We start from the raw sequence: 17967 nt of genomic DNA, 5'->3' as shown, positions 1-17967 counted from the left end.
CCGAGACGGCGGCCGTCACCCGCGCGGCGGGGGACGCCTCCGGCTCCCGCCCGGAGAGCTCCCGCCGGAGACTGCACGGCCACCGGCCGCCCTGCCCCTGGTCACCACCCTCCACGCTGCGAAGGCCGCTATGAACCGTCGTTTCCACAAGGTCCTGATCGCCAACCGTGGTGAGATCGCCGTGCGGATCGCCCGCGCCTGCAAGGACGCCGGACTGGCCAGCGTCGCCGTCTACGCCGACCAGGACCTCGACGCCCTGCACGTCCGCCTGGCCGACGAGGCCCACGCCCTGACCGGCACCACCCCCGCCGACACCTACCTCGACATCCCCAAACTCCTCGCCGTCGCCACCGCCACCGGCGCCGACGCCGTCCACCCCGGCTACGGCTTCCTCGCCGAGAACGCCACCTTCGCCCAAGCCGTCCTCGACGCCGGCCTGACCTGGATCGGCCCACCCCCGGCCGCGATCACCGCGCTCGGCGACAAGGTCGCCGCCCGCCACATCGCCCACCGCGTCGGCGCCCCGCTCACCCCCGGCACCCCCGACCCGGTCACCGGCACCGAACAGGTCCTCGCCTTCGCCGCCGAACACGGCCTGCCCATCGCGATCAAGGCCGCCTACGGCGGCGGCGGCCGCGGCCTGAAGGTCGCCCGCACCCTGGATGAGATCCCCGACGCCTACGACAGCGCCGTCCGCGAAGCGACCGCCGCCTTCGGCCGCGGCGAATGCTTCGTCGAACGCTACCTCGACCGGCCCCGGCACGTGGAGACCCAGTGCCTGGCCGACGCCCACGGCAACGTCGTGGTGGTCTCCACCCGCGACTGCTCGCTGCAACGCCGCCACCAAAAACTCCTGGAGGAGGCACCCGCCCCCTTCCTGACCCCCGCCCAGCGCGAGCAGCTGTACACCGCCTCCAAGGCGATCCTGCGCGAGGCCGGCTACATCGGCGCCGGCACGTGCGAGTTCCTCATCGGCCACGACGGCACCGTCTCCTTCCTGGAGGTCAACACCCGCCTGCAGGTCGAACACCCCGTCACCGAGGAGGTCACCGGCATCGACCTGGTGGCCGAGATGTTCCGCATCGCCGACGGCCAGCCGCTGGGCTACGACGACCCCGCCCCCCGCGGCCACAGCATCGAGTTCCGCATCAACGCCGAAGACCCCGGCCGCGGCTTCCTGCCCGCCCCCGGCACGCTGACCGCGCTCCGCGCCCCGGCCGGCCCCGGGGTCCGGCTGGACGCCGGCTACGAGGCCGGCATGACCGTGCCGGCCGCCTTCGACTCCCTGATCGCCAAACTCGTCGTGACCGGCGCCGACCGCGCCCAGGCGCTGCGCCGGGCCCGCCGCGCGCTGGCGGAGTTCACCATCGAGGGCATGCCGACCGTGCTGGACTTCCACCGCGCGGTACTGACCGAGCCGGCCTTCACCGCCGAACCGTTCGCGGTGCACACCCGCTGGATCGAGACCGAGTTCGTCAACACCCTGCCCCCCTACCCCACCACCGCCGCCGACGCGGCCGCCGGGGAGGCGGCGGGCCGGGAGCGGATCACCGTCGAGGTGGGCGGCAAACGGCTGGAGGTGGTGCTGCCGGCCGGGTTCGGCGCCGCCGGCGCCCGGCCGGCCGCGGCCCGCCCGCCGCGCCGCGCCGCCACCGCGGCCGGCCGCAGGGCCGCCGCCGGCGGCGACGGCCTGATCAGCCCGATGCAGGGCACGATCGTGAAGGTCGTGGCCGCCGACGGCGACGTGGTGGCCGCCGGCGACGTGATCGTGGTGCTGGAGGCGATGAAGATGGAACAGCCGCTGACCGCGCACAGGGCGGGCACCGTGACCGGGCTACGGGCCGGGGTGGGCGAGAGCGTCACCGCCGGCGCCACCGTCTGCGACATCAAGGACACCTGACCACCCCCCACCTCAACAGCCCCGACGATCGGCGGCCGGGGCGCCGGCGGTGATCAGTAGGTGCCGCTCCGGCGCATGGCGCGGGGCCGCCCGTCGGGGTCGCACACGATCCGGTAGAGCGGGGCGGCCCAGACGGTGGTCAGGGGCGACAGCGGCGACGGCTCGTACAGCCGGAGCCGTCCATCCGGCCGCGGCCCCCGGCGGCCCTCGGCGTGCCACCGTTCGAGGGCCTCGGCGGAGGCGGCGAAGGCGGCGAAGAACGACTCCGGGGCCAGCAGGTCCGCGTCGGGCAGGTCGGGACGGTCGAGGTGCTCGCGCGCGAGGGTCAGCCGCAGGTCGCGGGGGAAGCGGCGAGCGCCGTCCCCGTGGCCCGCCGGGTCGGCGGGCTCCCGGCCGTCCGGGGTCCCGTCGAGCACCGCGCAGGTCAGCTCGGAGTCGTAGGTCCAGGACCGGCGGTTGAAGTTGTCCGAGCCGATCGTCGCCCACACGTCGTCGATCACGCAGACCTTGGCGTGGACGTAGACCGGAGTGCCCTGCCGGTTCTCGAGGCCGTACACCGCGAAGCGGTCTCCGCCCGCCTCCTTGAGGATGGACAGGGCCTGGTTGCGGCCCAGTATCTGGGGGGTGCCGTTGAGCGCGCCGTCCTGGTCGGGGTGGAGCGGGAGGACACTGATCATCAGCAGGTCCGGGTTGACCTTGAGTGCCTCGGCGAAGGACTCGGCGATCTGCGGCGACCACAGATACTGGTCCTCGATGTAGATGAGGGAGCGGGCCCGGCGCAGCGCCTTGAGATAGCCGCGGGCGACGCTGCGTTCTCCCCGCGGGGCGAACGGGTAGCGCGTGCGCCGGTGGGCGTAGGTCCGCAGGAGCTGTACGGCGTGCGGGCCGCAGGCGGGCGGGTCGGGGAACTGCGGCGGCAGCGGATCCGGCCGGGTGTCCTCCCGCCGCACCAGGTCGGCGAGGCGGTGCAGGGGGTTGCGGGTCAGCGGCCCGGGGTCCTCCCAGCGCTCCCGGAACACGGCTTCGACGTCGCCGACGGCCGGTCCCTCGATCGCGGCCTGCACGTCGTGCCAGGGCGGGCGCGCGCCGTACACCTCGGCCATGGGGGCGGCCTGGGTGTCCCCGGCGTGGGAGGCGTCGTCCCGGCGGCTCCAGCACAGGTCGATGCCGCCGACGTAGGCGATGTCGCGCCGGGGGTCGGCGCGGTGCCGCAGCACCACGAGCTTCTGGTGGTGCGAGCCGCCGGGTGGGACGCGCATGTCACGCAGGCACTCCCCGCCGGCGGCCTCGATGGCGTCCCCCAGGTGGCGGTTCTCGGCCTCGCTGAAGAGGAGCCGGTCCCAGTGCGAGCGCCACAGGAGACCCTTCACCACGACACCGCGCCGCGCGGCCGCGGCGAACACCTCGGCGACCTCGGTGCCGGGGCCGTCCAGCCGCTCGCCGGGATCGCCGCGCCAGTCGGTGAACAGCAGCAGGTCTCCGGCCCGCAGCTCGCGGACGCGGGCCAGCAGCTCGGTGAAGTACGGCGCGCCGTGCGGGACGGGGCGTACGGCGTTCCCGCTCGACCAGGCGGTGTCGCCGTCGTGCCGGGCGTCGATCCGGGACGCCGGGTTGCCGCGTTCGGCACCGGTGAGGAACCAGTCATCTGCCTTCATCCGGTGCGGGCTGCGCTTGAAGTCCAGGCTCGCCCGGCTGGTGGACGATGAGTAGTCTGCCTTCATCCGGTGCGGGCTACCCCTTTTTACCTCCGTTTCACGTTGCGCGCCGGCGGGAACGGGCTCCACGCGTGTGGAGCCCGTCCGTATGCCCGTCCGTGCGCCGGGCCGTATGCCCGCGGCCCCGTGCCCGGCCTCTGCCCGGCCGTCCGGTCTAGCCGGGGGTCCTCGGGAGATCCGAGATGCTCTCCAGCCAGGCCCGGTGCAGGCCGGCGAAGCGGCCGTCCCGTGCGACGAGCTGGTCGGGCGGGCCGTCCTCCACGATCCCGCCGCTGTCCATCACGAGCACCCGGTCGGCGATCTCGATGGTCGACAGCCGGTGCGCGATGATCAGGGCGGTCCGTTCCGCCAGGATCGTCCGCATCGCCCGCTGCACCAGCCGCTCACCGGGGACGTCCAGGCTGGAGGTCGCCTCGTCGAGGATCAGCACCGCCGGATCGGCGAGGAAGGCCCGGGCGAACGCCACGAGCTGCCGCTGGCCGGCCGACAGCCGGCCGCCGTGCTTGGCGACCTGGGTGTCGTAGCCCTCGGGAAGCGCCGAGATGAAGTCATGGGCGCCGATGGCCCGGGCGGCCTCGACCACTTCGGCCATGGTCGAGCCGGGCCGGCCGAACCTGATGTTGTCGGCGACCGAGCCGGTGAACAGGAAGTTCTCCTGCGTCACCATGACCACCGCGCCGCGCAGCGAGTCCTCGCCGAGATCGCGCAGGTCCACCCCGTCGAGCAGCACGCGGCCGGCCACCGGGTCGTAGAACCTGGAGACCAGCTTCGCCAGCGTGGTCTTCCCCGCCCCGGTGGTACCGACCACCGCCACGCTCTGGCCCGCCGGGATCACCAGGTCCATCCTGGACAGCACCGGGGTGCCGTCCAGGTAGGAGAACTCCACCTCCTCGAACCGGACCTCCCCGCGTGGCCGCTCCAGCGTCACGGGATCGCGCGGCTCGGCCACCGCGGGCCGTTCCTCCAGCACGCCGGAGAGCTTCTCCAGGGCGGCCCCCGCGGACTGGAAGGTGTTGTAGAACTGCGAGATCTCCTGCATCGGCTCGTAGAACTGGCGCAGGTAGAGCAGGAACGCCGCGAGCACGCCCACCGTGACGTCACCGCCGATGGCCAGCCAGCCGCCGTAGAACAGGACGGCGGCGACCGTGACGTTCCCGATGAGCTTGACTCCCGGCATGAAGACCGAGATCAGGTGCATGCTCCGTACGTTGGCGTCCCGGTAGTCGGCGTTGAGCTGGGCGAAGATCTCCTGGTTGCGCGGCTCCCTGCGGAACGCCTGGACCGCCCGTATGCCGGTCATCGACTCCACGAAGTGGACGATCACCAGCGCCACGGTCTCCCGGGTCCTGCGGTAGGTGATGCTCGACTGCCGCCGGAACCAGCGGGTGAACAGCAGCAGGACCGGCAGCGGCAGCAGCGCGACCACGGCGAGGTGGACGTCGAGGACGAGCAGCACGACCGCGGTGCCGGTCAGCGTCAGCACGGCCGTGACGAGGCCGTCGAAGCCCGACTGCAGCATCTCGGAGATGGCCTCGATGTCGGAGGTGAGCCTGGCGACGACCCGGCCCGAGGTGTAGTCGTCGTGGAAGGACAGCGACAGCCTCTGGAAGTGGCCGAAGACCCGCCGCCGTAGCTCCAGCAGGATGTTCTGGCCGATGCGGCCCGCCATCCGCAGGAACACCTGCCGGGTGGCCGCCTGGATGACCGCCGCGGCCAGCACCGCCACGACGACCGTCACCAGCGTGGCCGGCCCCTGGCCCGCCACCATCGGCGGGATGCCGGTGTCGATACCCACCTTGATCAGATAGGGGATGGCGAGGGCGGCGGCGTTGCAGATCACGATGACCGCGACGAGCAGGACGATCTCCCTGCGGTAGGGCCGCAGCAGCTCGCCGAGCAGCCGCCGTGACCGGGTGCGGAGCAGGAACGACACCTGCTCCGACAGGTCGTCCTGGTTCTCGGCGGCGACGCCGCGCCAGCCCTGTGCCGTGCTCTGGCTCATCGCAGTGCCCCCTCGCTGTCCAGGCCGCCGTCCAGCTCGCCGTCCAGGTCGTCCAGCTCGCCGTCCAGGCCGTCCAGGTCGTCCGGGGCGCCGTCCGGTCCGTCCGGGCGGGACGGCCCCTCCGGGGTGTCGTCCAGGTCCGCCGACAGCAGCGACCGGTACTCCGGCACGCTCGCCATCAGCTCGTGGTGGCGGCCGACGTGCGCGATCGTGCCGTCCAGCAGCAGGGCCACCTTGTCGGCGAGCAGGACGGTGGAGGCGCGGTGCGCGACGACGATCCCGGTGGCGTCCCGCAGGACGTGCCGGAGCGCCTCCTCCACCAGTGCCTCGGTCTCGACGTCCAGCGCCGACAGGGTGTCGTCCAGCACGAGGACCTTCGGCCGGCTGAGGACCGCGCGGGCCAGGGCGAGGCGCTGACGCTGGCCGCCGGACAGGGACATGCCCTGCTCGCCGATCCTGGTCTCCAGCCCCCACGGCAGCTGGTGGACGAACCCGGCCTGGGCCACCCGCAGCGCCTGCTCGATCTCCTCCTCGGTGGCGTCGTGCCGCCCGAGGGTGAGGTTCTCCCTGACGCTCATGGAGAACAGGGTCGGCTCCTCGAAGGCCGTGGCGACCATCGAGCGCAGGGCGGGCAGCGACAGGTCCCGCACGTCGTGCCCGTCGATCGTCACCCGGCCCGCGCTGACGTCGTACAGGCGGGGGACGAGGGCGGTCAGCGTGGTCTTGCCCGAACCCGTCGCGCCCACGATCGCGACCGTTTCTCCCGGCCGCACCTCCAGCCAGACGTCGCGGAGCACCGGCTTCTCGGCGCCCGGGAAGCGGAACTCTACGCCCTCGAAGCGCAGGTGCCCGCGGGGGTGCTCGATCACGTCCGTGCCTCCGGCGATCTCCGGGTCGGTGTCGAGCACCTCCATCACCCGGTCCGCCGAGGTCATCGCCTCCTGGGCCATCACCAGGATGAAGCCGAGGGCCGAGACGGGCCACACCAGCTGCAGCATCAGCGTGGTGAAGGCCACCAGCGTGCCCAGTGTCAGCGACCCCGAGCCGACCGCGAGCGCGCCGAGCAGCAGCACGCTGGCGAGCGTGACGTTCGGGATGACCTCCAGGAAGGTGAAGAACCTGGCCGAGAGCCGTACCTTCTCCATCGAGGTCCGGTAGATCTTGCGGGCCCCGTCGTCGAAGACACCGGAGACGTGGCGGCCGCGGCCGAAGGCCTTGATCGTGCGGATGCCGACGGCGGACTCCTCGATCACGGTGGCGAGGTCGCCCTGCTCGTCCTGGACCTGGCGGGAGACGGTGATGTAGCTCCGCTCGAAGCGCAGCGAGGTGACCACGACCGGGACCGCCGACACGGCGACCAGCAGGCCGAGCGGCCAGTACATCTGCAGCAGCAGCCCCGTCACGGTCACGATCTGGACGATGATCAGGACGAGGAAGAGCAGCCCGAAGCCGAGGAAGCGCCGGATCGCCGACAGGTCGGTGGTGGCGCGGGAGAGCAGTTGGCCGGACTGCCAGGCGCCGTGGAAGCTCATCGGCAGCCGCTGCAGGTGCCGGTAGAGGTCGTCGCGGATCGTGGTCTCCAGGCCGAGGACGGCGTCGGCCAGGAACCATCTGCGCAGGAAGATGAGGAGCGCCTCGATCACGCCCAGCGCCAGGGCGAGCAGTGCCAGGGGGAGGAGCGCTCCGGTGTCACCGCGGGCGACGGGGCCGTCGATGATCTCCTTGCCGATCAGCGGGATGACGATGCCGATGGCGATCCCGGCGAAGGCCGGTATCCAGATGAGCAGCAGGCGGGTGGTGTAGGGGCGGAGGTAGGACTTCATCCGCCACAGCGAGTCCATCCTGCCGCGGTGCGGGCGGGGGGTCGGGGACTGACGGGTTGCGGTATCTCGCCCGGGGGCGTCGGTATCAGGGGGCATCAGCAGGCAGCACACTCCTCACGGGTTCCGTTGAATTGATCACCGTTCCTGGGCAGAAGCCCAATAAGGCTAAGACTCCCGTCAACCGGTTTTCCGCGCCGTGAACATCCGGCGGTGTCGCGCTGAGCGGCGTCCCCCGCCCGGCCGTCCGGCACCGGGTGACGGTCAGAGTCTCCCGAGCGGGCGGGGCGCCGACAATTATCCCCAGAGTGTCCGTTCTGTAACTCATGGTGTCCGCAGGCTGGGGGGCCGGGCCGGACCCCTCCTGTCCCCGCCGTGCCCCGGCCACGCCGTGGCCGCCCACGGCGGCGTGGCGGCCGCGCTCCTCCAGCCGGAGGAGATCTGTGTCTTGCTAGGGACTTTCGGCCCTGGAAGTGCGGACATTCGCCTCGGTGAACGGCCTGCCGGGTCCTTCTAGCCTGGTCCGGGCCGCAGTCGCGCGTCCCCTTCACCGTGCTTCTGGAGGCTTCATGCTGTCCGCGGAATCAGCCGCCATCGTCCGTGCCACGCTGCCGGTTGTCGGCGCCTCGCTCGACGCCATCACCACGCGGTTCTACGAGACGATGTTCAGCGAACGGCCGGAGCTGCTCGACGGCCTGTTCAACCGGGGCAACCAGGCCAACGGCGAGCAGCGCAGGGCGCTGGCCGGCTCCATCGCCTCGTTCGCCACCGTGCTCCTGGACCACCCCGACGAGCGGCCCGACGCCCTGCTCGCCCGCATCGCCCACAAGCACACCGCGGTGGGCGTCACCGACGACCAGTACGTGATCGTTCACAAGTACCTGTTCGGCGCCATCGCCGAGGTGCTGGGCGAGGCCGTCACCGCGGAGGTCGCCGCGGCCTGGGACGAGGTGTACTGGCTGATGGCCGGCGCGCTCATCGCGATGGAGGCCCGCATCTACGCCGAGGCCGGCGCGCGCGGCGGCGACACGTGGCGGCGGTGGCGGGTCGTCGCCCGCCGGGACGAGACCCCGGACGTGGTCTCGTTCCTGCTGCGCCCGGCCGACGACGACCCGGTCCCGCCCGCGCGCCCCGGCCAGTACGTCAGCGTCCGCGTCCGCATGCCCGACGGCGTGCACCAGCTGCGCCAGTACACGCTGTCGAACGCCGGCGAGGACAGGCTGCGCAGGATCACGGTCAAGCGCGTGGACGGCGACCCCGCCGGCGAGGTGTCCACGCTGCTGCACACCACCGTGCGGCCGGGTGACGAGCTCACCCTGTCGGCGCCGTTCGGCGAGGTGACGCTGGAGGACGGAGACGCGCCGCTGGTGCTGGTGTCGGCGGGCATCGGCTGCACGCCCATGGTGGCGATGCTCGATCACCTGGTCGCCACCGGCTCGAACCGCCGCGTCCTGGTGCTGCACGCCGACCGCTCGCCGGCCGAGCACGCGCTGCGCGAGGACATGCTGCGGCCGGCCGTCGAGCGGGTCTTCTGGTACGAGAGCGGCGCGGCCGCCCCCGACCGCGACGGCCTGATGGACCTGGACGGGATCGAGATCCCGGACGGCGCGGTCGCCTATCTGTGCGGTCCGATGCCGTTCATGCGTGACGTGCGCGCCCGGCTGATGCGGGCCGGGGTGGCGGCCCGCGACATCCACTACGAGGTCTTCGGCCCGGATCTGTGGCTGGGGGCGAACTGATGGTCCATCGGGCCGGCGGTCAGGGACTTTGGTCCCTGCCGCAGCCGGGTGGTCAGCCCGAATCATGATCTATGTCCGCTGTTACCCCTGGGGCGAGGAAGACCTGTGACTGATATTGACTCCACCCCCGGCATGGGGCCGTTGCTCGCCGCCCGTGCGTTCTTCACCAAATCGGAGGTGTCGGCCGACGGCCGCACCCTGCATCAGATCAACCCCAGCGGCTGGGACCGCTTCTACCGGGACCGGTGGGCGCACGACAAGGTGGTGCGCTCGACGCATGGCGTGAACTGCACGGGATCGTGCTCGTGGCAGGTGTTCGTCAAGGACGGCCTGATCACGTGGGAGCACCAGGCGACCGACTACCCGTCGGTCGGCCCCGATTCGCCCGAGTACGAGCCGCGCGGCTGCCCCCGCGGCGCGTCCTTCTCCTGGTACACCTACTCCCCCTCGCGGGTGCGCTACCCGTACGTGCGGGGCGTACTGCTGGAGATGTGGCGCGAGGCCAAGGCCAGGCTGGGCGACCCGGTGCTGGCGTGGGCGGAGCTGACCGGCGACCCGGAGCGGGCGCGGGCGTACAAGCGGGCGCGCGGCAAGGGCGGGTTCGTCCGCTCCGACTGGGACGAGGTCCTGGAGCTGATGGCCGCGGCGCACGTGCACACGGTCAAGCAGTACGGCCCCGACCGGGTGGTGGGGTTCTCGCCGATCCCGGCCATGTCGATGGCGTCGTTCGCGGCCGGCACGCGGTTCCTGTCGATGATCGGCGGCACGCTGCTGTCCTTCTACGACTGGTACGCCGACCTGCCGATCGCCTCCCCGCAGGTGTGGGGCGACCAGACGGACGTGCCGGAGTCGGCCGACTGGTGGAATTCCCGCTACCTGATCATGTGGGGTTCCAACATCCCGGTCACCCGCACCCCGGACGCTCACTTCATGACCGAGGCCCGTTACCAGGGCACCAAGGTGGTCGCGGTCAGCCCCGACTACGCCGACAACGTCAAGTTCGCCGACGACTGGCTGGCGCCGCACCCGGGCACGGACGGCGCGCTCGCCATGGCCATGGGGCACGTCACGCTGACGGAGTTCTTCCGCGACCGCCAGGTCCCATACTTCACCGACTACGTCCGGAAATATACGGACCTTCCGTTCCTGGTGACGCTGGAGCCGCGCGGCGACGCGTACGTGCCGCGCCGCTTCCTCACCGCCGCCGACCTGCTTGAGGACGGGGGCGACACCGGCGAGAACGCCGAGTTCAAGACCGTCTTCCTGGACTCCGAGACAGGCGAGGCCGTGGTGCCGAACGGCTCGCTGGGCTTCCGCTGGGGCCAGGAGGGCGAGGGCCGCTGGAACCTCGGCCTGGACGGCGCGATCCCGGAGCTGACGCTGCTGGACCGGTCGGAGCGGGCGGTCGCCGTCGACCTGCCGCGCTTCGACGAGGGCGCCACCGAGGGTGGCTCGATCATGCGCCGTGGCGTGCCGGTCACCGAGGTGGGCGGCAAGCTGGTCACCACGGTCTTCGACCTGCTCATGGCCCAGTACGGCGTCGCCCGCGACCTGCCGGGCGAGTGGCCGCAGTCGTACCTGGACGCGAGCCAGCCGTACACGCCCGCGTGGGCGGAGGAGATCACCTCGGTGCCCGCCGCGACGATCGCCAGGATCGCCCGCGAGTTCGCCCGTAACGCCGAGCGGACCCAGGGCAAGTCGATGATCGCGATGGGCGCGGGCACCAACCACTGGTTCCACTCCGACCAGATCTACCGCTCCTTCCTCACGCTGGTGCTGCTGACCGGCTGCCAGGGCGTCAACGGCGGCGGCTGGGCGCACTACGTCGGCCAGGAGAAGGTCCGCCCGATCACCGGCTTCCAGCACCTCGCCTTCGCCTTCGACTGGCAGCGGCCGACCCGGCACATGGCCGGGACCGCGTTCTGGTACCTGGCCACCGACCAGTGGCGTTACGAGCAGTTCGGGGCGGCCGAACTCGCCAGCCCGCTCGGCTCCGGCACCTTCGACGGCAAGTCGTTCGCCGACTGCAACGCCCAGGCCGCGAGGCTCGGCTGGCTGCCCTCGCACCCGACCTTCAACCGCAATCCGCTCACCCTCGCCGACGAGGCCGACCGGGCCGGCGTCCCGGTGGCCGAGCACGTCGTGAACGAGCTGAAGTCCGGAGGTCTCCGCTTCGCCGCTGAGGACCCGGGCGACCCGGCCAACTTCCCCCGCGTGCTGACCGTGTGGCGGGCCAACCTGCTCGGCTCCTCGGGCAAGGGCAACGAGTACTTCCTGCGGCACCTGCTCGGCACCGACGCCGAGACCCGTAACCAGGAAGGGCTGCACCCGACCGAGGTGACCTGGCGCGAGGAGGCCGCCGAGGGCAAGCTCGACCTGCTCACCGCGATCGACTTCCGGATGACGTCCACGGCGCTGTTCTCCGACGTCGTGCTCCCGGCCGCCACCTGGTACGAGAAGCACGACCTGTCCAGCACGGACATGCACCCGTTCGTGCACGCGTTCAACCCGGCCATCGCCCCGCCGTGGCAGACCCGCAGCGACTACGACGCCTTCCTCGCCCTCGCCGACCGCTTCTCCGAGCTGGCCGCCGATCACCTGGGCAGGCGCACCGACGTGCTGGCCGTTCCGCTCACGCACGACACCCCCGACGAGCTCGCCCAGCCGGGCGGCCGGGTGCGGGACTGGAAATACGGCGAGTGCGAGCCCGTACCCGGCAAGACGATGCCGAAGATCGTGACGATCGAGCGCGACTACGCCGCCATCGGCGAGCGCATGCGCTCCATCGGGCCGCTCTTCGCCGAGTTGGGACTGACGACCAAGGCCGTGACCTACCGGGTCGGTCCGGAGCTCGACTATCTGGCCAGCAAGAACGGCACCACCGGCGAAGGACGCGTCTCGCTGGACACCGCCGACCGGATGTGCGAGGCCATCCTCGCGCTGTCGGGCACCACCAACGGCCGCCTGGCCACCCAGGGCTTCGAGAGCCTGGAGCGGCGCACCGGCACGGAACTGGCCGACCTGTCGGCCGAGCACGAGGGCAAGCGCATCACGTTCGCCGACACGCAGTCCAGGCCGCAGCCGGTGATCACCTCGCCCGAGTGGTCCGGGTCGGAGACCGGCGGGCGCCGCTACTCCGCCTTCGTGATCAACGTCGAGCGGGACAAGCCCTGGCACACCTTGACGGGCCGCCAGCAGTTCTTCCTCGACCACGACTGGATCATCGAGCTGGGCGAGCAGCTGCCCGCCTACCGGCCGCCGCTCAACATGCGCCGCCACTACGGCGACCAGGGCGAGGGCGGGGCGGCCGAGGTCACCGTGCGCTACCTGACCCCGCACTCGAAGTGGTCCATCCACTCCGAATACCAGGACAACGCCTACATGCTCGCCCTCTCGCGAGGCGGACCGACGATCTGGATGAGCGTCGAGGACGCCGCCGCGATCGGGGTCGCCGACAACGACTGGATCGAGGCGTACAACCGCAACGGCGTGGTCGCGGCCAGGGCGGTCGTCTCGCACCGCATGCCGGCCGGGACCGTGTACATGTACCACGCCAAGGACCGCAACGTGAACGTGCCGCTCACCGAGAGATCGGGCCGGCGCGGCGGCGTGCACAACTCCCTCACCCGGCTGCTGCTCAAGCCCAGCCACCTCATCGGCGGGTACGCGCAGTTCACCTATGCCTTCAACTACTACGGGCCGACCGGCAACCAGCGTGACGAGGTCACCGTGATCCGCCGCCGCGGCCAGGAGGTGACCTACTGATGCGCGTCATGGCACAGGTAGCCATGGTGATGAACCTGGACAAGTGCATCGGCTGCCACACCTGCTCGGTCACCTGCAAGCAGACGTGGACCAACCGGGACGGCGTGGAGTACGTCTGGTTCAACAACGTCGAGACCAAGCCGGGTGTCGGCTACCCCAAACGCTACGAGGACCAGGAGCGCTGGCACGGCGGCTGGGAGCTCGACCGGCGCGGGCGGCTCAAGCTCCGCGCCGGCGGCCGGGTCAAGCGGCTGCTCAACCTGTTCGCCAACCCGGACCTGCCGGACCTGGACGACTACTACGAGCCGGCCACCTACGACTACGACACCCTCATCAACGCCCCCGCCGGGCCGCACGTCCCGGTCATCCGCCCCAAGTCGGCCATCACCGGCAAGGACATGAACATCACGTGGGGCGCGAACTGGGAGGACGACCTCGGCGGCGCCCCCGAGCACGCCCACGGCGACCCCAACCTCGCGGCCATGGCCGAGAAGGTGAAGATGGAGTTCGACCAGACCTTCATGTTCCACCTGCCGCGCATCTGCGAGCACTGCCTCAACCCGGCCTGCGTCGCCGCCTGTCCCTCCGGCGCGATGTACAAGCGGGAGGAGGACGGCATCGTCCTGGTGGACCAGGACCGCTGCCGCGGCTGGCGCATGTGCGTCTCGTCCTGCCCGTACAAGAAGGTGTACGTCAACCACAAGACCGGCAAGGCCGAGAAGTGCACGTTCTGCTTCCCCCGCATCGAGGCGGGACAGCCGACCGTGTGCGCCGAGACCTGCGTCGGCCGGCTGCGCTACATCGGCCTCATCCTGTACGACGCCGACGCCGTCCTCGACGCCGCCCGCGTCGCCGACCCGCGCGACCTGCTGGAGGCCCAGCGCCAGGTCTTCCTCGACCCCGACGACCCCGAGGTGGCCGCGGCCGCCCGGGCGGGCGGGATCAGCGAGGACTGGATCGAGGCCGCGCGACGCTCGCCGATCTACCGGCTGGCCATGCGCTACCGGGTGGCGCTGCCGCTGCACCCCGAGTACCGCACGCTGCCCATGGTCTGGTACATCCCGCCGCTGTCGCCGGTGCTCGACGCCGTCACCGGCATGGGCGCCGACGCCGACGACCCGGACAACGTCTTCCACGCCATCACCGACCTGCGCATCCCGCTGGAGTACCTGGCCGGCCTGTTCTCGGCCGGGGACACCGAGGTCGTGGCCGGGGTGCTGATGAAGCTGTCGGCCATGCGCTCGTACATGCGGGCCCGCACCCTCGACGGCAGCGTGGCCTCGGACCTGCTGGAGTCGGCCGGGATGACGGCGGAGGACATGGAGGAGATGTACCGGCTGCTGGCCATCGCCAAGTACGACGAGCGCTACGTCGTGCCCGCCGCCCACCGCGAGGACGCCGCCGCGCTGTCCGCCCAGATGGACGGGTGCAGCCTGGACGGTGACGGCGGGCCCGGGATGAGCGAGTTCCACCCGACCGGCGTGACCGGGCGCCGCGGCGACGGCCGCATGGGGCTCAAGCTCTTCGTCGGCAAGGGAGGCACGGCGTGAAGCTCAGCACCTGGCCCCGCCGCCCCGCGCCCGCCATGCCCGGCCCGCACAGCGAGCCCGCCCGGCGCGCCGGGCGCGCGCTGCCCGAACTCTGCCCGCAGGACCGGGCGACGCTGCTCCGGCTGGTGTCGCTGCTGCTTCAGTATCCCGACTCCGGCCTGATCGCCGCGCGTGAGGAACTGGCCGCGGCCGTGGACCGGTTGCCGGAGTCGGCGGCGCGCGAGTCGCTGACGGGGTTCGTCGAGTGGTTCCGCGCCACCGAGCCGATGGCGCTGGCGCGCGCCTACGTCGAGACGTTCGACCTGCGCCGCAAGTCCAGCCTCTACCTCACCTACTACCTGCACGGCGACACCCGCCGCCGCGGCATGGCCCTGCTGACGATCAAGCAGCGCTACCGGGTGGCCGGGCTCACCCCGCCGGAGGGCGAGCTGCCCGACTTCCTCCCCGTGGTCTGCGAATTCGCCGCCCTGGCCGGGCCCGCCGCCGGCGAGGCGGCGCTGCGCCAGCACCGCAAGGGCCTGGAGCTGATCCGCACCGCGCTGCACGAGGGCGGCTCGCCGTACGCGCGCGTCCTCGACGCGCTCTGCGCCGAGCTGCCCGACCTGTCGGAGGCCGAGCGGGCCGCGGTGGCCGATCTCGCCCTGGCGGGACCGCCCGCCGAGGATGTGGGGCTGGCCCCGTTCGGCCCGCCCCTGAACGGATTGGAGGTGCGGCCGTGAGCGTCGCGCTCTGGGTGGTCGTGCCCTACATCGCTTTGACGATCTTCGTTGTCGGTCACGTCTGGCGCTGGCGCGTCGACCAGTTCGGCTGGACGACGCGTACCACGCAGGTGCTGGAGAGCCGGCTGCTGCGGCTCGGCTCCCCGCTGTTCCACCTCGGCGCGTTCGCCGCCATCGGCGGTCACGTGCTCGGCCTGCTCGTCCCGAAGAGCCTGACCGAGGCGGTCGGCGTCGACGAGCACCTCTACCACCTGGTGTCGGTGAGCGCCGGAACCGTGGCCGGGATCATGGTGGTCGCGGGACTGGGGCTGCTGCTGGCCCGCCGCTTCACCAGCCCGCGGGTGCGCCGCACCACGACCCGCGCGGACAAGGTCCTGTTCACCGTGCTGGCGGCGGTGATCCTGCTCGGCATGACCGCGACCGTGGGCAAGAACCTGCTCGGCGGCGGCTACGACTACCGCGCCACCATCGCCGTCTGGTTCCGCGGCGTCCTGACCTTCCGCCCCGACCCCGACCTGATGGCGGACGTGCCGCTGATCTTCCAGCTGCACGCGCTGTCGGCGTGGGTGCTCACCGCGATCTGGCCGTTCACCAGGCTCGTCCACGTGTGGTCGGCGCCGCTCGCGTACCTGTGGCGGCCCTACGTCGTCTACCGGCGACGCACCCCGCTCGGCGCGCGTCGATGACCGGCATCCAGCGTTTCACGGCAAGGAGCGAGGAATGAGCGTTGTCCAGGTGGCGGTGCCGCCGGACGGCGGACCCATGCGGACCGGCACTCCCGTCACCGCGCGAGCGCCCATCCCACAGCTGGAGGACTGCGTGCTGTCCATCGCCGATCACTTCACCGAAACGTTCCACGCCGAGCATCGCGAGGTCAGGGATCTGCTGCTCGCGCTGATCGACGCCTTCAAGGGCGGTGACTCGGCGCGGATCAGGAAGCTGGTCGAGACACTGTCGGCGGCCATCGGGCCGCACTTCCGCTACGAGGAAGAGGCCATGTACCCGGGCCTGCTGCCCATCTTCGGCGGAGATCACGTGGACAAGCTGCTCAGCGACCACGACGACACGATCCGCAGCATCCGCGAGCTCGCCGAACTGGCGGAGGTGGCGATGCTCAACGACCTGGAGGAGGTCGGCGAGGACCAGGCCGCGCGGGGAATCGAGCTGGTGCGCGCGATCCTGCCGCACGTGAGCGACTGCGACGGCCTGTCGATCATGGTGGAGACGCTGCCGGAGGACGACGTCGTGCACATCCTCGCCACCCGCGACGTGGCCAGGGAGACGGACGCCGACCTGCTGACCTGGGCGCGTACGATGCGGGCGCGTCGTGTCTGAGGCCGCGCTCCCCGTCCTGATCCAGGGTGGCATGGGCGTCGCGGTGTCCGGATGGCGGCTGGCGCGCGCAGTCGCCCGGACCGGGCAGCTCGGCGTGGTGTCGGGCACCGCGCTGGACGTCACCCTGGCCCGCCGGCTGCAGCTCGGCGATCCCGGGGGGCACCTGCGCCGGGCGCTGGCCTGCTTCCCGGTGCCCGCGATCGCCGAGCGGGTGCTGGGCCGCTACTTCGTGCCCGGCGGGACGGAGCCCGGGCAGCCGTACCGGCCGGTGCCCCGGCTCGGGCTGCGGCCCAACCGCGCCCGCGACGAGCTGATCGTGGTCGCCAACTTCGCCGAGGTCTTCCTCGCCCGGCAGGGGCACGACGGCCTGATCGGCGTCAACTACCTGGAGAAGATCCAGCTGGCCACGCCGGCCGCCGTCTACGGGGCGATGCTGGCCGGCGTCGACTACGTGCTGATGGGCGCCGGCATTCCGGCGGAGATCCCGTACCTGCTCGACGAGTTCGCCGCGCACCGCCCGGCCGAGATCACGGTCGCCGTGGCCGGCGCCGACGACACGCGGCACACGATCGGCCTCGACCCGGCCGCGCTGTCGCCCCGCCCGGCCGAGCCGCTGCGGCGGCCGAAGTTGCTGGCGATCGTCTCCTCCCACGTGCTGGCCACCTACCTGGCCCGCTCCCCGCAGGCGCGGCCCGACGGGTTCGTCCTGGAGACGCCGGTGGCCGGTGGGCACAGCGCGCCGCCGCGCGGCCGCCTGCAACTGGACGCGGCCGGCGAACCGCTGTACGGCCCGCGCGACGAGGTCGACACCGACAGGGTCGCGGCGCTCGGGTTGCCGTTCTGGCTGGCCGGCGGCTACGGCACGCCCGACGGGATGGCCCGGGCGCTGGCCGCGGGGGCCACCGGCATCCAGGTCGGCTCGGCGTTCGCGCTGTGCCGCGAATCCGGACTCGACGACGGGCTCAGGCGCCGCCTGCTGCGCGAGGCCGCCGCCGGGACCCTGGAGGTCCGCAACGACCCGCGCGCCTCGCCGACCGGCTTCCCGTTCAAGGTCGCGCAGATGCCCGGGACCCTGTCCGAGCCCGGGGTCCACGAGCAGCGGCCCCGGCTGTGCGACCTGGGCTACCTGCGCACCCCGTACGTCAAGCCCGACGGCGCGATCGGCTACCGCTGCCCCGCCGAACCCGTCGACACCTACGTGCGCAAGGGCAGGCCCGCCGAGGAGGCCGCGGGCCGCCAATGCCTGTGCAACGGTCTGACCGCCGCCATCGGCCTGGGCCAGCACCGCGGCGACGGCTATCGTGAGCCCGCCCTGCTCACCCTGGGCCAGGACGCCGCCTTCCTCGACGGGCTGCCCGAGGACCACTCGGCCGCCGACGTCGTGCACCGCATCCTGCTGGGGGCACCCGCATGACCGGCACC

At 72.0% G+C, this 17967-nt stretch carries 11 protein-coding genes; 8 read left to right on the top strand and 3 right to left on the bottom strand.

Annotation, left to right across the window (positions count from 1 at the left end; all coding sequences use genetic code 11):
- Window positions 1-130 precede the first annotated feature (130 nt).
- Window positions 131-1900, top strand: coding sequence for an acetyl/propionyl/methylcrotonyl-CoA carboxylase subunit alpha (locus J2S55_RS46605; protein ID WP_306875054.1), 1770 nt, complete (start codon window positions 131-133; stop codon window positions 1898-1900).
- A 53-nt stretch (window positions 1901-1953) separates the two neighbouring features.
- On the opposite strand, the gene J2S55_RS46600 is transcribed toward J2S55_RS46605, so the two are convergent.
- The 3 genes from J2S55_RS46600 to J2S55_RS46590 form a co-directional block, all read right to left on the bottom strand.
- A complete protein-coding gene (locus J2S55_RS46600; RefSeq protein WP_306875051.1) occupies window positions 1954-3621 on the bottom strand; it encodes a phospholipase D family protein in 1668 nt (555 codons plus the stop codon).
- Between the two features lie 148 nt (window positions 3622-3769).
- Window positions 3770-5617 carry an ABC transporter ATP-binding protein gene (locus tag J2S55_RS46595; protein WP_306875048.1) on the bottom strand — a complete coding sequence of 616 codons (1848 nt, stop codon included), beginning with the start codon at window positions 5615-5617 and terminating at the stop codon, window positions 3770-3772.
- Window positions 5614-7458 carry an ABC transporter ATP-binding protein gene (locus J2S55_RS46590; RefSeq protein WP_306875046.1) on the bottom strand — a complete coding sequence of 615 codons (1845 nt, stop codon included), beginning with the start codon at window positions 7456-7458 and terminating at the stop codon, window positions 5614-5616. Before J2S55_RS46590 ends, J2S55_RS46595 begins: the two co-directional genes overlap by 4 nt.
- Before the next feature lie 548 nt (window positions 7459-8006).
- Here J2S55_RS46590 and J2S55_RS46585 point away from each other — a divergent pair.
- The 7 genes from J2S55_RS46585 to J2S55_RS46555 all read left to right on the top strand — a co-directional run bounded on the left by J2S55_RS46585 (window position 8007) and on the right by J2S55_RS46555 (window position 17959).
- Window positions 8007-9176 carry a globin domain-containing protein gene (locus J2S55_RS46585; protein WP_306875043.1) on the top strand — a complete coding sequence of 390 codons (1170 nt, stop codon included), beginning with the start codon at window positions 8007-8009 and terminating at the stop codon, window positions 9174-9176.
- 132 nt (window positions 9177-9308) lie between these two features.
- Window positions 9309-12941: a nitrate reductase subunit alpha gene (locus J2S55_RS46580; protein WP_306875913.1), complete on the top strand. Its 3633-nt coding sequence runs from the start codon at window positions 9309-9311 to the stop codon at window positions 12939-12941.
- Window positions 12941-14491 (top strand): nitrate reductase subunit beta, encoded by a 1551-nt coding sequence (gene narH, locus J2S55_RS46575; protein ID WP_306875040.1) that lies wholly within the window; start codon window positions 12941-12943, stop codon window positions 14489-14491. Before J2S55_RS46580 ends, narH begins: the two co-directional genes overlap by 1 nt.
- Complete coding sequence (gene narJ, locus J2S55_RS46570) at window positions 14488-15210, top strand: nitrate reductase molybdenum cofactor assembly chaperone (RefSeq protein ID WP_306875037.1); 723 nt, start codon at window positions 14488-14490, stop codon at window positions 15208-15210. Before narH ends, narJ begins: the two co-directional genes overlap by 4 nt.
- Complete coding sequence (gene narI, locus J2S55_RS46565) at window positions 15207-15896, top strand: respiratory nitrate reductase subunit gamma (RefSeq protein WP_306875034.1); 690 nt, start codon at window positions 15207-15209, stop codon at window positions 15894-15896. The genes narJ and narI overlap by 4 nt, the downstream gene beginning before the upstream one ends.
- A 34-nt stretch (window positions 15897-15930) precedes the next feature.
- The gene (locus J2S55_RS46560; RefSeq protein ID WP_306875031.1) at window positions 15931-16545 is read left to right on the top strand and encodes a hemerythrin domain-containing protein; all 615 of its coding nucleotides are present in this window, start codon (window positions 15931-15933) and stop codon (window positions 16543-16545) included.
- Window positions 16538-17959 carry a nitronate monooxygenase gene (locus J2S55_RS46555; protein WP_306875028.1) on the top strand — a complete coding sequence of 474 codons (1422 nt, stop codon included), beginning with the start codon at window positions 16538-16540 and terminating at the stop codon, window positions 17957-17959. The genes J2S55_RS46560 and J2S55_RS46555 overlap by 8 nt, the downstream gene beginning before the upstream one ends.
- Window positions 17960-17967 lie beyond the last annotated feature (8 nt).

It is taken from the genome of Streptosporangium brasiliense (genome assembly GCF_030811595.1).
GTDB lineage: Bacteria > Actinomycetota > Actinomycetes > Streptosporangiales > Streptosporangiaceae > Streptosporangium > Streptosporangium brasiliense.
This window is presented reverse-complemented; position numbering and strand designations above follow the sequence as displayed.